A 16,155-nucleotide genomic window follows, 5' to 3' on the forward strand; every position below is an offset into this window, starting at 1 on the left:
CTATCCATGACGACAACGTCATAGATGATGATATCGTCACTTTCCAGCGTGGGGTAGGCCACGCGACCCGGGATGGGCAAGGGAAGAGGACGTATGACGGTGTCGAGCCAGATCGCAGCGGCGCGCCGGCCGTTGCGCGACGCACTGCTTCTCGGTCGTCGGGCGCCGTACGGCGTACCCGGCTATGCACCGGACGTCTACGGCCCCGGAGCCATCGCCGATCCGTATCCGCATTACGCGGCCCTACGTGAGCTGGGCCCCGTGGTGTGGCTCGAGAAGCAGCGGGTGTACGCCGTGGCTCGCCATGCCGAGGTGAAGTACGTTCTGCTGCACCCGGATTCATTCGTGAGCGGACGCGGTGTCGCGCTCAACTCGCCGACCAACCGGATGAGCAGGGGCACCACGCTCAACAGTGACGGACAGGTCCACGAACGGCGGCGCAAGATGCTGGCGCACCGGTTGACGCCAAGGGCGTTGCGGTCGATGCGCGAACAGGTGCAGCAGGCAGCGCGCGAGGTCGTCGATCGCGCCATGGGGCTTGCTCGGGTGGATGGCGTCGAGGACCTCGCCCTTGGCTTGCCCCTCACCATCGTGCCCGATCTGATCGGCTGGCCGAGGGACGGTCGGGACAACCTGGTGACCTGGGCGGGTGCGACGTTCGACCTGCTGGGTCCGCTCAATCGGCAGGCAGTAGTCGCTCTGCCCGCTGCGGCGGGGATGAAGTGGTTCACGGCCAAGGTGGCCCGCCGGGGTTCCTTCGCGCCGGGCAGCCTGGGCCACGAACTGAACGTCGCCCGCGACTCCAGGTCCATCGACGGGGCCCAGCTGCGGGCGTTCATGATCGACTACCTCGCGCCGTCGATCGACACGACCGCGGGGGCCATCGCGGCCGCCCTGTGGCTGTTCGCCTGCCACCGAGACCAGTGGGAGTTGCTCAAGGCAGATCGGTCGCTGCTGTCCAATGCCGTCAACGAGGTGGTTCGCATCGAAGCGCCGCTGCGATCGTTCAGCCGGTGGGTCATCGAGGACACCGAGATATCCGGTGTGCCGGTGTGCCGGGGTGCGCGCGTCAACGTCTTCTACGCCTCGGCCAACCGCGATGCTGCGGTCTTCACCGATCCCGACTCGTTCGACATCACCAGGAACGCAGCTGCCCAGCTGGGCTTCGGGCTCGGCGTGCACGGATGCGCTGGCCAGGGTCTGGCCCGCCTGGAGACCGAGTCGATCCTCGAAGCGCTGTTGGACCGAGTGGAGTACATCGAGGTGGCCGGTGTTCCAAAGCTAGCTTCCAACAACATCATTCATCGATTCGAACGGCTGCCACTGCGGCTGGTACCAGGTCGGAACAACGGAGCTGGAGGGGTGCTGTGAGGGTGATCGCAGATTACGAAAGGTGTGAAGGGCACGGCATGTGCACGTTCCAGGCACCCGACATCTTCGAACTCGACGACGACGGCGGGCTCGTGCACCACTTCGAGGGTGCCGATCTGCCTACGGATCAGACCGACTCGGCGTCCTCCGCGGTGAGTGCGTGCCCGGTGGCGGCCCTGCGTCTGGAGTCCTGACGGTCGCCGGCGTCTGCGTCACCGTCAGGCGGCCGACCCGGCGTCACCGACCAGGACCACGTCCGGCATCGGCCGCGAGCAGAGTCGTCGTGCCTCTTCTGCCGTGACGCCGAACAGGCGGAGCACCTCGACTGTGGCCGCATCGGTCGTCGTGGCATCGTCACGGTCGGGCTGATCGAGCAACAGCTGGCCGAGGCCGAGAAGGGCGCCGCCGGCGATGGCCAGCGCGACGTCGGGATCGGCGACGGTGAACCGGCCGGCCTCCGCGGCGGCGATGATGTCGCGTCTCGCCCTTGGGGCCAGTCCGCGGTCGGATGACAGCAGTGACAGCCCGTTGGACATCATGATCCGAGCCTCCTGCGGTTGCCGACGAAACAGCCGTCCGCACAGGCGAAAGCGGCACGCGAAGGCCTCGGCCGGATCGTCGAGCGCCTCGGTGATCTGGTCCAACAACGCGCCCTGGGCGTCAAGCACGTCCGCGACCGCGGCGGCGAAGAGCTCGTCCTTGGTCTCGAAGTGGTTGTAGAAGGAGCCCATACCGACGTCGGCAGCCTTGGTGATCTCGAGGATCGGCGCGTTGGTCTTCCCTGCGGCGATGAACGCCTGGGCGGCCCGAATGAGCGCGGCGCGCGTGCGCTGCTTGCGGCGCTGTAGTCGATTGGGCGTTGCGGGACCGGCGTCCGACGTCATGTCCACCTCCGTGTTCGGGTCAGTCTAAGGGACGGTCCTCAGTCATGACTATTTCCTCAGAGACGCTTGACTGATCGTCGCGTCGTATGTGACGATTTCGTCAGATAACGAGAGGAGGCGACGTGTCGCAGACAATCGACGCACATCACGGACTACACGGCGAGCACGGCGCGCACCGCGGTGAGCATCCCGGTCGTTCGGCCAATCCGGTGATCAAGGTGCGGGACATCGCCTGGCTGGAGTTCGACAAGCCCGACCTCGTCCGTGCCGAGGCGTTCGCCAGGGCGTTCGGATTCGCCATCGCCATGCGGACGCCGCAGGAACTCATCCTGCGGGGCACTCGCGCCGGGGCGCCCTGCGTGGTCATCCGGCAGGGTGCGCGCACCCGGTTCCGCGGCGTTGCGTTCGCCGCTCAGGACGAAGCGGACGTGCTGCGCCTGGCGGACGTCACCGGTCGTGCGACGCGGGCACTGCCGGAGTCGATCGGCGGACACGCAGTCGATCTGGTCGACCCCAGCGGGGTGCCCGTGGCGGTGGTCGCGGGCATGCACGAGCTGCCCGCGCTGCAGGATCAGACGGCGCAGACCCTCAACGTCGGTGACGAACTCCTGCGCATCAATGACTTCCAGCGCCCGCCCCGCGTACCCGCGCGGGTACAACGCCTCGGACACGTGGTGCTGCAGAGCACGAAGTACCGTCAGACGCTCGACTGGTATCTCGAGAAGCTCGGCATGATCGTCAGCGACTTCCAGTTCTTTCCGGGTCAGCGGGAGCGCGGTCCGGTGATGAGCTTCATCCGCTGCGACCTCGGTCGCACACCCGCCGATCACCACACCTTGGCAATGGCGCTGGGGCCGTCGAACCGGTACGTGCACTCGGCCTATCAGGTATGCGACTTCGATGCGCTCGCCGCGGGTGGTGAATACCTGAAGGCCCGTGGCTATCAGCGGTCTTGGGGGATTGGGCGGCACAACGAGGGCAGCCAGATCTTCGACTACTGGCGTGATCCCGACGGGTTCCTCGTCGAGCACTTCACCGACGGCGACATGTTCGACAGCTCCCTGGCACCGGGTTGGTCGCCGTTCACGGCCTCGGGGTTGGCGCAATGGGGACCGCCGGCGACCAAGGACTTCCTCGGGGTGAGCCCAAGGTCCATCCGCCATGAAGCGCAGGCACTGCTGAGCGCCGTGCGCGACACCGACAACGAATTCGACTTCACCCGCCTACTCGGACTACTGAAAGTGCCCAACTCGTGACGACTTCCGTCCTTCGTACCGCCGACGCTTGGTGGGTCGACACTGGCACTGGTGCCGCGCGCATCCAGACCAGCGCCACGACCACCGCCGAACTGCTCGCCGACCGCGACGCCATCGAACGCGCGGCCGTCAGCACCGAGACGGTGCCCGTCGACACCCTGGCGCCGATCTCGCCAGTGACCAGGCCGTGTCGCGTCATCGCGCAGATGACCAACTTCGAATCCCATGTCAAGGACTCCGGCATGGATCCGAAGACCGTGCCGCTCACGTTCTTTCGCAAGGCAGCCGCCTCGATCAGCGGACCGTACGACGACATCGTCAAGCCCCCGCACGTCCGGTTCCTCGACTACGAGGTGGAGATCGGACTCGTCATCGGTCGCGAGCTGCCGGTCGGCACCTCCGTCACCGACGCCAACCTGGCCGACTTCGTCGCCGCGTTGGTCATCACCAACGACGTCTCGGCGCGCGACGTCCAGCTGCCCCAGACCCAGTTCTACGAGGCGAAGTCCTACCCCACCTTCACACCCGTCGGTCCCGCCCTCGTCCTGCTCACCGCGGACGAGCTCAAGCGTTTCGGAGATCTGCGACTGCGGCTGCGGGTCAACGGCGAGATCCGCCAGGATGCGCTGGTCGAGGGCGACATGCTCTACAAGCCGTTGCAGGCGCTGCAGTCGTTGGCCAACTTCCAGGACCTAGCCGTCGGTGATCTGATCCTGACCGGTACGCCCGCCGGGACCGCGCTGAGCGCGCCGCCCAAGCCGATCGAGATCATCGGCTCCCTGCTGCCGCCGGCCGTGAAGTGGAAGGCATTCTTCAAACGCCAGGCCGGTAATCAGAAGTACCTGTCGCACGGTGACGTCGTCGAGGCATCGGTGGCCACCGACGACGGGGCCATCGATCTGGGCACCCAGCGGATGGTGGTCAATCACCGGTGAGCGCAGCGGATTCGACGTGGCCGACGCGCTACACCACACCCGGAGATCTCGCCGACATCGAGGCCGTTCCGCTGGCGCAGCGGCACCTGCCCGCGACGACCTACGAGATTCTGCAGCACGCCGCACGGACCTGGCCCGACCGGATCGCCGTCACCGTGCTGCCCGATGCCGAGCACTGGCAGGAGCCGACGCGGCGAACGTTCGGTGAGCTGCTCTCCGACGTGCACCGCACCGCCAACCTGCTTCGTGACCTTGGCGTGGACCGCCGCGACGCCGTCGCACTGATCAGCCCGAACTGCGACGAGCTCATCACCGCGACGCTGGCGGCCGAACTCGCGGGGATCGCCGCACCGGTCAACGGGGGACTGGTCGCCGACCACGTTGCCGAACTGATGTCGAGATCGGGTGCGCGGGTGCTGATCTCGGCCGCACCCGAACTGGACGAGGCCAGTTGGCAGACCGCTCGGCACCTGGCCGCCGCGGGGGTCGTCGACACCATCCTGCTGCTGAGCCCGACGGGCGTGGCGGCGCCGTCGTCGGCCCCCGAACTCGCGGGTGCGACGGTCGGGTACCTGAGCCGGTTGGCGGCCGATCGCGACGACTCGCGCTTTCACGGTGCCGTTCCCGAGAGAGGTGATCTCGCGGCGCTCTTCCACACCGGTGGCACCACGGGCACGCCGAAGCTGGCCGCACACACCCACGCCAACGAGGTCGTCGACGCCTGGTCGATCGCCGCGAATACCCAATTGGCCGAGGACGCCGTCGTCTTCGCGGGGTTGCCGCTGTTTCACGTCAATGCGCTGGTGGTCACGCTGCTCGCACCACTTCTGAGGGGCCAGCAGTCGATCTGGGCCGGACCGCTGGGATACCGCGACTTCGCGCTCTACGCCAACCTCTGGAAGATCATCGCCGCTTACGGCATCAACGCGATGAGCGCCGTCCCGACGGTGTACGCGGTGCTCGCACGATGTCCGTTGGACGCGGACATCTCGAGTCTGCGCTTTGCCCTAGTCGGCGCATCCGCACTTCCGGACTCCGTGCGCAAGGACTTCCAATCCCACACGGGGATAGCACTATTGGAGGGTTACGGCCTAACCGAGGCCACCTGCGCCAGCGTGCGCAGCTTCTCCGAGCACCCGCGGCCGGGATCGGTGGGGCAGCGGATGCCCTACCAGCGGATCAAGGCCGTGCACGTCGACGACGAGGGACGGTGGACCGACCTGCCTGCCGGTGAGGTCGGCGTCCTGGCCATCAGCGGACCCACGGTGTTCCCCGGATACGTGGTCGGGCGCACCGCGGGCGGATTCATCCTCGACGGGCTCGGCAAGCTGGCCGAAGGCTGGCTCGACACGGGTGACCTGGGTTCGGTCGACGACGACGGATTCGTGCGGCTGACGGGGCGCGCCAAGGACCTCATCATCCGCGGCGGCCACAACATCGACCCGGTCCAGATCGAGGATGCGCTGCTAGCCCATCCCGACGTGACCGGTGCGGCCGCGGTGGGCCGGCCCGATCCCCACGCCGGGGAGGTGCCGGTCGCCTACGTGACGGTCTCGCCCGGCAGCACCGCGACCGCCGAGGAACTGGTTCGGTGGGCGGCCGGTCGCATCGGCGAACGCGCAGCGGTACCCAAGGCGGTGCACGTGCTGGACGCGCTTCCGGTGACGGCGATCGGCAAGCCCCACAAGCTGCCGCTGCGGGCAGCCGCCGCGGAGGATGCGATCCGTGGTGCGCTCGCCGGCGTGGCGGGCGTCCAGGCAGTCGACGCCGCCTCCGTCGACGGTGCGACGGTGGTGACCGTGTCGCTGGTCGGTGACGCCGACCGGTCCGGGGTCGAGGAGATCCTCGGGTGGTACACGGTGACGTGCGTGCTCGAGAACGCGTCGTGAGCGAGGTCATTGCGCAACGGGTTCCGGTCCTGGTGATCGGAGCCGGGCCCACCGGCGTCACGGCGGCCACGCTGCTGGCGTCCTACGGCGTGGAGGCCCTCGTCCTGGACCGCTGGAGCGGGGTGTACCCCCAGCCGCGGGCGGTACACATGGACGACGAAGTGTGTCGCATCGTGGCGCACCTGGGCATCGCCGAGCAGTTCGCCAAGATCTCGCGGCCCGGTTTGGGGCTCCGGCTGCTCGACGACGCGTTGACCCCGCTGGCCGAGTTCAAGCGCGACGACGTGTGTGGCCGCAACGGTTTTCCGCAGGCCAACATGTTCGACCAGCCCGACTTCGAGCAGCTGCTGCGTGACAACCTCGCCGACCACCCGCGTGTGCGCCTGCGCGGCGAGACCGAAGTCATCGAGATCGACACCGGCGCCCGGCCGGGCCCGAGGGTGACCTACGTCGACCGCGCGGACGGTACCGAGCACGTGGTGCAGTGCGACTTCCTCCTCGGGTGCGACGGCGCCAACAGCATCACCCGCGACCGGATCGGGGTCGCCATGCGCGACCTGAGGTTCGACCAGCGCTGGCTGGTCATGGATGTGTCGACCGAACACGACCTGAAGCAGTGGGACGGTGTACACCAGATCTGCAATCCGCGGCGGGCAGGCACCTTCATGCGCATCGGTGCGCGCCGCTACCGGTGGGAATTTCGGCTGCTCGACGGCGAATCCGCCGCCGACTTCACCTCCTTGGTGGCGGTGCGCCCGCTGATCCAGCCGTGGGTCGGCGAGGTCCCCGACGAGGATCTCGACCTGGTCCGCGTGACCGACTACACCTTCCGGGCGCAGGTCGCCGAGCGGTGGCGGCACGGCAGCACGTTCCTGTTGGGCGACGCAGCACACCTGACTCCGCCGTTCATCGGACAGGGCATGGGCGCCGGGCTGCGCGACGCGATGAACCTGGCGTGGAAGCTGGCCGGCGTACTCCACGGCGACCTTCCCGAGGCCGTGCTCGATAGCTACGAGGCCGAGCGCAAACCCCATGCACGGCAACTGATCCAGCTGGCGCGAGGAATCGGGCTGGCGATGACCGGCGGTGGTGACGTCGGCAATCTGATCCGCCGTGTCGTCGTGCCGCGCCTGCACTACGTCCCCGGGCTGCGGCGGCGTGTCGTGGACAGCGTGACTCCGCCGCTGCGTCGTTCGGTGTTGATCCAGAAGGATCGAACGCCCCGGCGGCAACTCGCCGGAACCCTGATCCCCAACCCGGTGCAACCCGACGGTCGACGGCTGGATGCATGGCTGGGCAATGGGTTCGCCATCGTCACCGCCGGCCCGGTGGCGCAAAGCGACGCCATGCTGGCGGCCGATCGCGGAGCGGTCGTCGTGACGGCGGAGGCCGGAAGCGAGCTGGCCCGCTGGTTGCACCGCGGCCGTGCGGCCGCCGCGGTCATCCGTCCGGACCGCACCGTCATGGCCACCGGTTCGGTGGGGGCGATGTGCGCCGCGGTGCCGTCGTTCACCGGAACGAGAGTTCGGACTCGTCGTGGCTGAACCGGACAGCGGGGCACCACCGTTGCAGTCCGCCATCGACGTCCACGCCCACTTCATCACGCCGCGCCTGCGCGAGGCGATGGTGGCGACGGGGCACGCCATGCCCGACGGCATGGCCGCGATACCCGAGTGGGAGCCGCACGCCGCCCTGACGACGATGGACCGCACTGGCATCGCGTCGGCGGTCCTGTCGGTGTCCTCGCCGGGCGTGCTGCTCACCGACGATCCAGCCGACGCCAGGGAGCTCGCCCGCGCGGTGAACGAGGAGGGGGCGGCGATCGTCGGGCGGCATCCCGACCGGTTCGGGCTCCTCGCCTCGCTGCCGTTGCCCGACGTCGACGCCGCGATCCACGAGATCGGCTACGCCTTCGACGAACTCGGTGTCGACGGCATTGCCCTGGAGATGCTGTGCCGCGGGAATGCCGCGGCGTTGTTCCCCCGGCTCGCCTAGGTGCCGGAAGACCTTCCCGGCCACGTCGATGCGTCGATCTCCACACGGTCGCAGCACCCCGCTGTGAGATCACCGAGGTCGCAGCGCGCGCTCACCAGCCCGCACGATGCGTCCGCGCGCCACCAACTCCCCCGTCACCGCCACCCCGCACGCCTGGGCTAGCAGCAGCGAGATCAGCACCAGCACCTGAACGGCGCCCGCCTGAGCGGCTGAGCCAGTGGCGAGCAGGACGCCGACGAACGCACCCGGCAGCGTGACCAGGCCCGCGGTCCTGGCCTGATCGAGGTTGGGCAGCAGCGCGTCCGTGAGCGGCCGGCCGATGATCTCCATCCGCGAATCGCGTTCGGTCATGCCCAAACTCAGCGCGGCCTCGACTTCACCGGCGCGAAGGATCAGCGCGTCCAGGGCACGCCTGGCCGCCACCGACGACGCCGTCATCGTGCCGCCGAGCACGATCCCGAACACGGGGACGAGTGCCACTCCGGTCAGGGGCACGACGCGGGACAGCAGGAGCACGGGAATCACCGCGGTCATCCCAGCTGCCTGCGAGAGCGCCAGCCACCACGAACCACGGGTGGCCTCGCTTCGGCGGGCGGCGGTCACCGCCGCGACCGTGAACATCACGACGAGGACCAGCACCGAGGACCACAACCTGGACAACGCCACCGCCAGCACGGTCGCCACCGCCGCGAGCTGGGCGACCGCGCGCACCGCCGCCGTCGGAACCGGCCACCACGAACCCCTGAGCGCGAGCCTCGAGACCAAAGCCGCAGCAATCGTCATCGCGACGCACACGGCGATCAGCGTGGGACTCAGGATCGGTTCGGCCAAGGCCGGTCTCCTCGCTCGACCGCGTCGCCCGCCGTCGGGCGCTTCGACTGACCACCGTAGTCAGCGTCGGCGGGGGACCGCCGGGTCGAGTCTGCGCGTACCGCGACGTCCACTCGCAATCTCGCACCGTCACCGCAGAGTGGAGTGCCGGCGCGAACTCGCATAGCAACCACAAATGTTGGACCCACATCCCGCTCATGTCCGGACCGCAGGATCGTTCACATGACCAAGATGCTGATCGAGACCCCGGCCGCCGAGAGTGGCCCGTCCACCATCGGGCGCGCGAGCGTGCTGGCCGATGCCGCCCGCCGCGGCGTGCCGGTCCTCGACGTCGTGGTGCCCGTCTACAACGAGCAAGCCGCCCTGGCGGGCTCGGTGCACCGGCTGCACCGCTACCTCGCCGAGACGCTGCCCTACCCCGTCCGCATCACCATCGCCGACAACGCCAGCATCGACCACACCCCACGCATCGCCGCGCAACTCGCCGAGGAACTCGACGGCGTGCGGGTGGTCCGCCTGGAACAGAAGGGCCGCGGCCGCGCACTGAACGCCGTCTGGTCGAACTCCGACGCCCCCGTGCTGGCGTACATGGACGTCGATCTGTCCACCGACCTGGCGGCGCTGAGCCCCCTGGTCGCCCCGTTGATCTCCGGCCATTCCGACCTAGCCATCGGTACCCGGTTGGCGCGGACGTCTCGAGTGGTGCGTGGGCCGAAGCGCGAGGTGATCTCGCGCTGCTACAACATGATCCTCAAGACGACGATGTCGGCGAAGTTCTCCGACGCCCAGTGTGGCTTCAAGGCGATCCGTGCCGACGTGGCGCGCCGGCTGCTGCCGCTGGTCGCCGACACGGGCTGGTTCTTCGACACCGAACTCCTGGTGCTGGCCGAGCGCGCCGGCCTGCGCATCCACGAGGTCCCGGTCGACTGGGTCGACGACCCCGACAGCCGGGTCGACATCGTGGCGACTGCCACCGCCGACCTCAAGGGCATCGCAAGGATGCGAAGGGGATTCGCCCTCGGCCGGATTCCCGTCGACGAGTTGGCCGCGGATCTGGGGGCGCGGCGGGAGCAGCTTGCCGAGCCGCGGGGGACCTCGTACCAATTGGCGGTCTTCGGCGCGATTGGCCTCGTCAGCACGCTGGCGTACCTGCTGATCTTCAGCGCACTTCACGCCTCGGTCGGCTCGCAGGCGGCCAACTTCCTGGCGCTGCTGATCACCGCGGTCGGCAACACGGGCGCCAACCGCAGGTTCACCTTCGGCATCCGTGGCCAGGCCGGCCGGGCCCGTCATCACGGCGAGGGTCTGCTGGTCTTCGGCATGGCGCTGCTGATCACCAGCGGGTCGCTCGCTAGCATTCACGCATTGGTGCATCCCACCCCGCACTGGCTCGAGCTGGGTGTGCTCGTCACGGCCAACCTGGTCGCCACCGTGCTTCGCTTCGTCGTGCTGCGCTCCTGGGTGTTTCACCCAAATCGCTGACAGCCACTCCATCCCTCGCGAAAGAGACCCATGACCATCGCAGCAGAGCCCACCGAGCGCAGTGACGACGCCGCCCGGCCCAACGGCGTTGCCCGGGCCGACGTCGCGCCCGATCCTCGTTGGGCCCGGCCAGGATTGGTCGCACTGCTCCTGGTGACCGCCATCTGCTGGACCGTGGGACTCGACCGCAACGGCTGGGGCAACTCGTTCTACGCCGCCGCCGTGCAGGCGGGTACCCAGAGCTGGAAGGCCCTCCTCTTCGGGTCATCGGACGCGGGCAACTCCATCACCGTCGACAAGCCACCGGCATCGCTGTGGGTGATGGAGATCAGCACCCGCCTCTTCGGAGTGAACTCCTGGGCCCTGCAGGTGCCTCAGATGCTCTTGGGCGTGGCGTCGGTTGCGCTGGTATACACCTGTGTGCGAAGGACTTTCGGCCCCGGCGCCGGTCTGATCTCCGGCGCGCTGCTGGCGCTGACACCCGTCGCGACGCTGATGTTCCGCTACGACAACCCCGATGCCCTGCTGGTGTTCCTGATGGTGGCGGCAGTGTGGGCCCTGCTGCGTGGCATCGACAGCGGGCGAACGCGCTGGGTCGTGCTGTGCGGTGTGCTCATCGGCGTCGGGTTCCTGACCAAGCAGCTGCAGGTCATGCTGATCACGCCGGGCCTGGCGATCGCCTACCTCGTCGCGGCGGCGCCGAGGCTGCGAACGCGCCTGCTCCAACTGCTCGCCGGGCTCGGCGCGGCGATCGTGGCCGCTGGCTGGTGGGTCGCTCTGGTCGAGCTATGGCCGAAGTCCGAGCGCCCCTACATCGGCGGTTCATCCAACGACAGCTTCCTGCAACTCACGCTGGGCTACAACGGACTCGGCCGCATCCTGGGTGGCGGTGTCGGCGGTGGCGGTGGGCTTCCCCACGGTTTCGGACCGGGCGGACACGGCGGCCCCGGTGGGCCAATGTTCGGCCAGGCTGGCATCGCCCGGTTGTTCGTGACGGAATCCGGCACGCAGATCTCCTGGTTGTTGCCCGCGGCGCTGGTGCTGCTCGTCACCGGCCTAGTGCTGTGCGGACGTGCGGCCAGAACGGATGCTCGGCGGGCGGCATACATCGTCTGGGGTGGCTGGTTGCTCGTCACGGCACTGACGTTCAGCTTCATGTCGGGCATCTACCACGACTACTACACGGTGGCACTGTCGCCCGCGGTCGCAACGGTGGTCGGCATGGGGACGACGCACCTGTGGCGTCATCGCGAGAAGCGCTGGGCGACTGCGGTATTGGCGCTGGTCGTCGCCATCACCGCGGCGTGGTCATGGGTGCTGCTGGGAAGGGCGCCCGACTTCCTGCCGTGGCTGCGCTGGGTCGTCGTCGCCACTGGAGCGGTGGCGACGATCCTGTTCCTCGTGTCGTCGATCCGACCAAGCTCGATCCCGGCCGGACGCGACCCGAGGGTATGGGCAGCCGGGCTGGCCGTCGCCGCGGCCATGGCGGGGCCGGTGTCGTACTGCATCCAGACCCTAGGCACGGCACACAGCGGCTCCATCATCACCGCAGGACCGCAGTCGAAGGGCGGCGGCATGCACGGGATGCCGGGCCCGGGTGGGCGCGGTGGGCCGGGAGCTCCCGGGGATGAAGCGGGTCGTGCCCCGTTCGGGCCGATGGGCGGCAAGGTGTCCGACCAGGTGACCGCGCTGCTGTCCGCCAACGCCGACGACTACACCTGGGTGGCGGCGACCTCCGGATCGATGGGTGCCTCGGACTACCAACTGGCGACCGGACATTCGGTGATGCCGATCGGCGGCTTCGGGGGCGGGGATCCGGCGCCGACGCTGGGGCAGTTCCAGGGCTACGTCCGAGACGGCCGGGTGCACTATTACTACGATTCGTCGCGTCCGGGAATGCCGTCCTTCGGTGGCGGGTCGGGAGCCAAGTCGGAATCCGACCAGATCCTGGACTGGGTCAAGCAGCATTACACCTTGATGACGGTGGACGGTGTGACCCTGTACGACCTGACCGCGCCCGCGCACTGAGCCGAAAATCGGTTCGCGACATCGGCTTCGACGATGGAGTGACGCGAGGCTAGGACCGCGCGGCCCGCTGGGGCACAGCCTGCGCCGACTTGAAGACATATCCGGTCCGCCGCAGGGTATGGATCATCGGCTCCCGACCGTCGTCGATCCGGCGGCGGAGGTAGGACACGTAGAGCCGTACCTGCGAGGACTGGCCGGTGTAGTCGTAATGCCATACCCGCCCGAGGATCTCCCGCGTGCTCAGGGCGCGGCCGGGGTTGCGCACGAAGAAGCGCATCAAGGCGAACTCGGTGGGGGTCAGCGCGATGTTCTCGCCGTCACGCCACACCTGGCGCAACTCCTCGTCCAAGACGAGATTCCCGACCGACACCCTGGCCCGGACGGCATCGTGGTCGACACCACCCTTGCGCAACACGGCTCGCACCCGCGACGTTGCGTCCTCGATGCTGAACGGCTTGAACAGGCACGCCTCGCCGGCAGCGTCGCGCGCGGAACGCTGCCGCGCGCCGGACTTGTCGTGCATCCTGATGGTGAGCACGGACGGGCGCCAGTCCCGTAGCCGACACACCAGGGTGTTTGCGTCCGTATCGGGCAGTCGCTGATCGAGCACCACCAGATCGGGATCGAAGCTGCGTGCCATGGCGAGGGCGCTGGCCCCGTCCGGCGCGGTTACCGTCTGGATGCCGTCGCCATTGAGGGCGATCGACGACATCTCGGCCACCACGCGTTCGGCATCGACGATCAGGACCCTGGGCTGCCTGCCGTCGAGGTGCCTCCGGGGCAGCCGCACCACTGGGGCCAGGGGCGATTGCCGTGAGGCGGGGATGCCGAGGTTCGTCACCGGAATAGGATCACCGCTGGTCATGGGGTGACGCTGTCAAAGTCTTATCCACACCATGTGGGAAGGATCTCCATAGGATCACGTATGCGTCTCGAGCTCGACGGATGGGCGTGCCGCGGGTATCCCGCCGGGCAGGGTGAGACCGGGCAGCATGGGAGATGCCCGGAGTCGAACCACGCACGCGGGCGAAACGGGAGGGGACGACACCGAATGAACGCGAGGTCGAAGGGGTGTTCGCGCGCCGCAGGGATGCTGGTGGGCGTGCCATCGCGGATTGCGGTCGGCGCCCTGGTCGTCGCCTCGCTCGTCGCTGCCGACCTGGCGAGCCCGGCACCGGCGGGGGCCGAGGCGCCCGAACAACGGATCGTGGTCAGTGCACCATCGGCGTCATCCACGACGGCCAGCCTCACCACCTATGAGCGCTCCGGCGGGGACTGGAGGCTAGTGCTCGGCCCGATCCCGGCCGATCTCGGGGAAGGTGGCCTCGGCCAGCCGGCGGACGACTCGTTTCGGACGCCCGAGGGCACCTTCCCCCTCGGCCAGGCCTTCGGCCGCGAACCCAATCCGGGCACGCGCATGCCGTACTTCCAAGCCACCGACGAGGATTGGTGGGACGAGGACGTCGACTCCCCGACGTACAACACGCACGTTCACGCCGCCGAGATCGACTCCGAGGATGCCGAGAACCTCTACGACTCGGGCGGGATCTACGACTACGCGGTGCTCATCGAGCACAACCCGCAGCGGATCCCCGGCCGTTCGGCGGGGATCTTCCTGCACGTCACCGACGGCGACCCAACCTGGGGCTGCGTGGCGATCGGACGGGACCAGATGCGCTCGGTGCTGCAGTGGCTCGACCCCGCGGCGCACCCCGAGATGGTCATCGGGGTCGGACTGCGCGGACCCGGCGCCACGGCCTGACCGTCAGCTCTTGTCCGACCACCGGAACACCCGCAGGCAGCAGATCAGGCCAACGACGCTCCAGGCGGCCAGGACCAGGAAGATCCGCCCGTGCTCCCAGCTGCCCGCCGGTTCGAACGCCACCATCTCTGGCGGCAACAGCACCGAGCGGAATCCCTGCGCCATCCACTTGACCGGGAACAGCGAGCCGATGGTCAGCATCCACGCCGGCAGCGCCATCAGCGGAACGTAGGTGCCCGAGACGAACTGCAGGCCCACCGCGGGACCGTTGGTGATGACCGCCGCGGACACCGCATTGCTGGCGAAGTTGCTGATGAAGATCCCCAGCAGCGAGCAGCTGACGATGCCCAGCAGGAACACCCACGTCAGGGTCCACCATTCGCCGACGTCGGAGGGCAACCGCAGCTTGAAGATCAGCACGCCGACCGCCAGGAGTATGACGGCCTCGGCGAGGCTGGCGATGGTGACGAGCGCGATCTTCCCGACGAAGTAGGACGTGGCGGTCGCCGGGGTGCCGCGAAGTCGCCGCAGCGCGCCCGTGTCCCGGTCGGCGGCGACGCTGATACCGAGGTTGATGAACGACGTGGACAGGATGCCGTAGGCGAGCATGCTCGCCGCGATGACCGCGCCGGTGCTGGTGTCGCTGTTGGGCAGCTTCGCCGAGAAGATCGACCCCAGCAGCAGGCAGATGACCGCGGGCATCGAGAAGGTCAGCGCCAATTGCTCTGGGCGCCGGTAGAACATCTTCACCTCGGGCACCACCCGCGACAGGCCGATGCGCAGCGGCGAGGGCAGCGCCGGGTCCGCGTCGCCGGCGCGATGGCGCGGCCCCCAGACCGTGCGTTCGGATTCGATCGCCATCACGTCAGACCAATCAGTTCCAGGTAGGCATCTTCGAGCGTCGGTCGCGTCACCGTGAGCTGGGCCAGTTCCGCGCCGGCCGCCGAGCGCTGCCGGATCAGCTCGGTGGGATGCGCGGTCTGCTCGAGGTGGACGACGTCACCCTCCACCCATCGCACGGTCGCTACCGAGTTCGCCTGCGCGGCAAGCTTGGTGGGAGAGTCGACCGCCACCACCCGGCCGCCGGCGATGATCGCCACGCGGTCGGCGAGTGCAGCGGCCTCGTCCAGCGCGTGCGTGGTGAGCAGGATGGTCGTGCCGTCGCCGGCCAGGGACCGGATGAGGTCCCAGAATTGCCGGCGCGCCTCGGGGTCGAAACCGGTGGTCGGTTCGTCCAGGAACAGCAGCTCGGGCATCGCGACGATGCCGAGGGCGACGTCGAGCCGGCGTCGTTGGCCGCCCGACAGATTGCGCACCCGGGAGCCGAAAGTGGCTCCGAGACCGACCGATTCGAGTACGTCCTCGGTCGACCGCGTCGCGGCGTAACACCTGGCAAACATCGACACCGTCTCGGACACGGTGAGCATGCCGAAGTCGCTGGCCTCCTGCAGCACGATGCCGATTCTGGCGCGCCAGCTCCGTCCCGCGGTTCCGGGATCCTCCCCGAGCACGCGGACGTCGCCGCCGTCGCGCTTGCGGTGGCCCTCGAGGATCTCGATAGTGGTGGACTTACCGGCACCGTTCGGGCCGAGGATCGCGACGACCTCTCCGTAACCGACGTCGAGGTTCAGTTCCCGCACGGCCTGCAGCCGCCCGTAGGCCTTCGACAGTCCGCGGACCCGCACGGCCAGCGAGCTTTCGGTGGCCGTCACGCCGAATGCC

Annotated in this window: 15 protein-coding genes; 10 read left to right on the forward strand and 5 right to left on the reverse strand. The window is 68.5% G+C overall.

Going from position 1 to position 16,155, the window contains the following annotated elements; translation table 11 throughout:
- The first annotated feature begins 93 nt into the window (after window positions 1–93).
- Window positions 94–1,371 (forward strand): cytochrome P450, encoded by a 1,278-nt coding sequence (locus SBI80_RS20970; RefSeq protein ID WP_318976753.1) that lies wholly within the window; start codon window positions 94–96, stop codon window positions 1,369–1,371.
- A 2-nt stretch (window positions 1,372–1,373) separates the two neighbouring features.
- Window positions 1,374–1,565 (forward strand): ferredoxin, encoded by a 192-nt coding sequence (locus SBI80_RS20975; protein ID WP_318976754.1) that lies wholly within the window; start codon window positions 1,374–1,376, stop codon window positions 1,563–1,565.
- A gap of 24 nt (window positions 1,566–1,589) precedes the next feature.
- Here the strand turns inward: SBI80_RS20975 and SBI80_RS20980 are convergent, their stop codons facing one another.
- Complete coding sequence (locus SBI80_RS20980) at window positions 1,590–2,255, reverse strand: TetR/AcrR family transcriptional regulator (protein WP_318976755.1); 666 nt, start codon at window positions 2,253–2,255, stop codon at window positions 1,590–1,592.
- Window positions 2,256–2,377: 122 nt separating this feature from the next.
- Here SBI80_RS20980 and SBI80_RS20985 point away from each other — a divergent pair, with 122 nt between their 5' ends.
- The 5 genes from SBI80_RS20985 to SBI80_RS21005 are packed head-to-tail and all read left to right on the forward strand — an operon-like array spanning window position 2,378 to window position 8,330.
- Window positions 2,378–3,511, forward strand: a complete 1,134-nt coding sequence (locus SBI80_RS20985; RefSeq protein ID WP_318976756.1) for a VOC family protein — start codon at window positions 2,378–2,380, stop codon at window positions 3,509–3,511.
- Window positions 3,508–4,446, forward strand: a complete 939-nt coding sequence (locus tag SBI80_RS20990; RefSeq protein WP_318976757.1) for a fumarylacetoacetate hydrolase family protein — start codon at window positions 3,508–3,510, stop codon at window positions 4,444–4,446. Before SBI80_RS20985 ends, SBI80_RS20990 begins: the two co-directional genes overlap by 4 nt.
- Window positions 4,443–6,335 (forward strand): acyl-CoA synthetase, encoded by a 1,893-nt coding sequence (locus SBI80_RS20995; protein ID WP_318976758.1) that lies wholly within the window; start codon window positions 4,443–4,445, stop codon window positions 6,333–6,335. The genes SBI80_RS20990 and SBI80_RS20995 overlap by 4 nt, the downstream gene beginning before the upstream one ends.
- 8 nt (window positions 6,336–6,343) lie before the next feature.
- Complete coding sequence (mhpA, locus tag SBI80_RS21000; RefSeq protein WP_318977025.1) at window positions 6,344–7,879, forward strand: bifunctional 3-(3-hydroxy-phenyl)propionate/3-hydroxycinnamic acid hydroxylase MhpA; 1,536 nt, start codon at window positions 6,344–6,346, stop codon at window positions 7,877–7,879.
- Window positions 7,872–8,330, forward strand: a complete 459-nt coding sequence (locus SBI80_RS21005) for an amidohydrolase family protein (protein WP_318976759.1) — start codon at window positions 7,872–7,874, stop codon at window positions 8,328–8,330. The genes mhpA and SBI80_RS21005 overlap by 8 nt, the downstream gene beginning before the upstream one ends.
- 69 nt (window positions 8,331–8,399) lie before the next feature.
- On the opposite strand, the gene SBI80_RS21010 is transcribed toward SBI80_RS21005, so the two are convergent.
- On the reverse strand, window positions 8,400–9,161 hold the full coding sequence (locus SBI80_RS21010) for an ABC transporter permease (RefSeq protein ID WP_318976760.1): 762 nt from the start codon (window positions 9,159–9,161) through the stop codon (window positions 8,400–8,402).
- Window positions 9,162–9,383: 222 nt separating this feature from the next.
- Between SBI80_RS21010 and SBI80_RS21015 the strand changes: the two genes are divergently transcribed.
- Window positions 9,384–10,643 (forward strand): bifunctional glycosyltransferase family 2/GtrA family protein, encoded by a 1,260-nt coding sequence (locus SBI80_RS21015; RefSeq protein WP_318976761.1) that lies wholly within the window; start codon window positions 9,384–9,386, stop codon window positions 10,641–10,643.
- A 30-nt stretch (window positions 10,644–10,673) separates the two neighbouring features.
- Window positions 10,674–12,671, forward strand: coding sequence for an ArnT family glycosyltransferase (locus SBI80_RS21020; protein ID WP_318976762.1), 1,998 nt, complete (start codon window positions 10,674–10,676; stop codon window positions 12,669–12,671).
- Window positions 12,672–12,720: 49 nt separating this feature from the next.
- Here SBI80_RS21020 and SBI80_RS21025 read toward each other — a convergent pair whose 3' ends face one another.
- A complete protein-coding gene (locus SBI80_RS21025; RefSeq protein WP_318976763.1) occupies window positions 12,721–13,536 on the reverse strand; it encodes a response regulator transcription factor in 816 nt (271 codons plus the stop codon).
- Between the two features lie 237 nt (window positions 13,537–13,773).
- Between SBI80_RS21025 and SBI80_RS21030 the strand changes: the two genes are divergently transcribed.
- Complete coding sequence (locus SBI80_RS21030; protein WP_318976764.1) at window positions 13,774–14,433, forward strand: L,D-transpeptidase family protein; 660 nt, start codon at window positions 13,774–13,776, stop codon at window positions 14,431–14,433.
- 3 nt (window positions 14,434–14,436) lie between these two features.
- On the opposite strand, the gene SBI80_RS21035 is transcribed toward SBI80_RS21030, so the two are convergent.
- A complete protein-coding gene (locus SBI80_RS21035) occupies window positions 14,437–15,294 on the reverse strand; it encodes an ABC transporter permease (protein WP_318976765.1) in 858 nt (285 codons plus the stop codon).
- A complete protein-coding gene (locus SBI80_RS21040; protein WP_318976766.1) occupies window positions 15,294–16,145 on the reverse strand; it encodes an ABC transporter ATP-binding protein in 852 nt (283 codons plus the stop codon). The genes SBI80_RS21035 and SBI80_RS21040 overlap by 1 nt, the downstream gene beginning before the upstream one ends.
- Between the last annotated feature and the right edge of the window lie 10 nt (window positions 16,146–16,155).

It is taken from the genome of Mycolicibacterium sichuanense (assembly GCF_033741125.1).
Lineage (GTDB): Bacteria > Actinomycetota > Actinomycetes > Mycobacteriales > Mycobacteriaceae > Mycobacterium.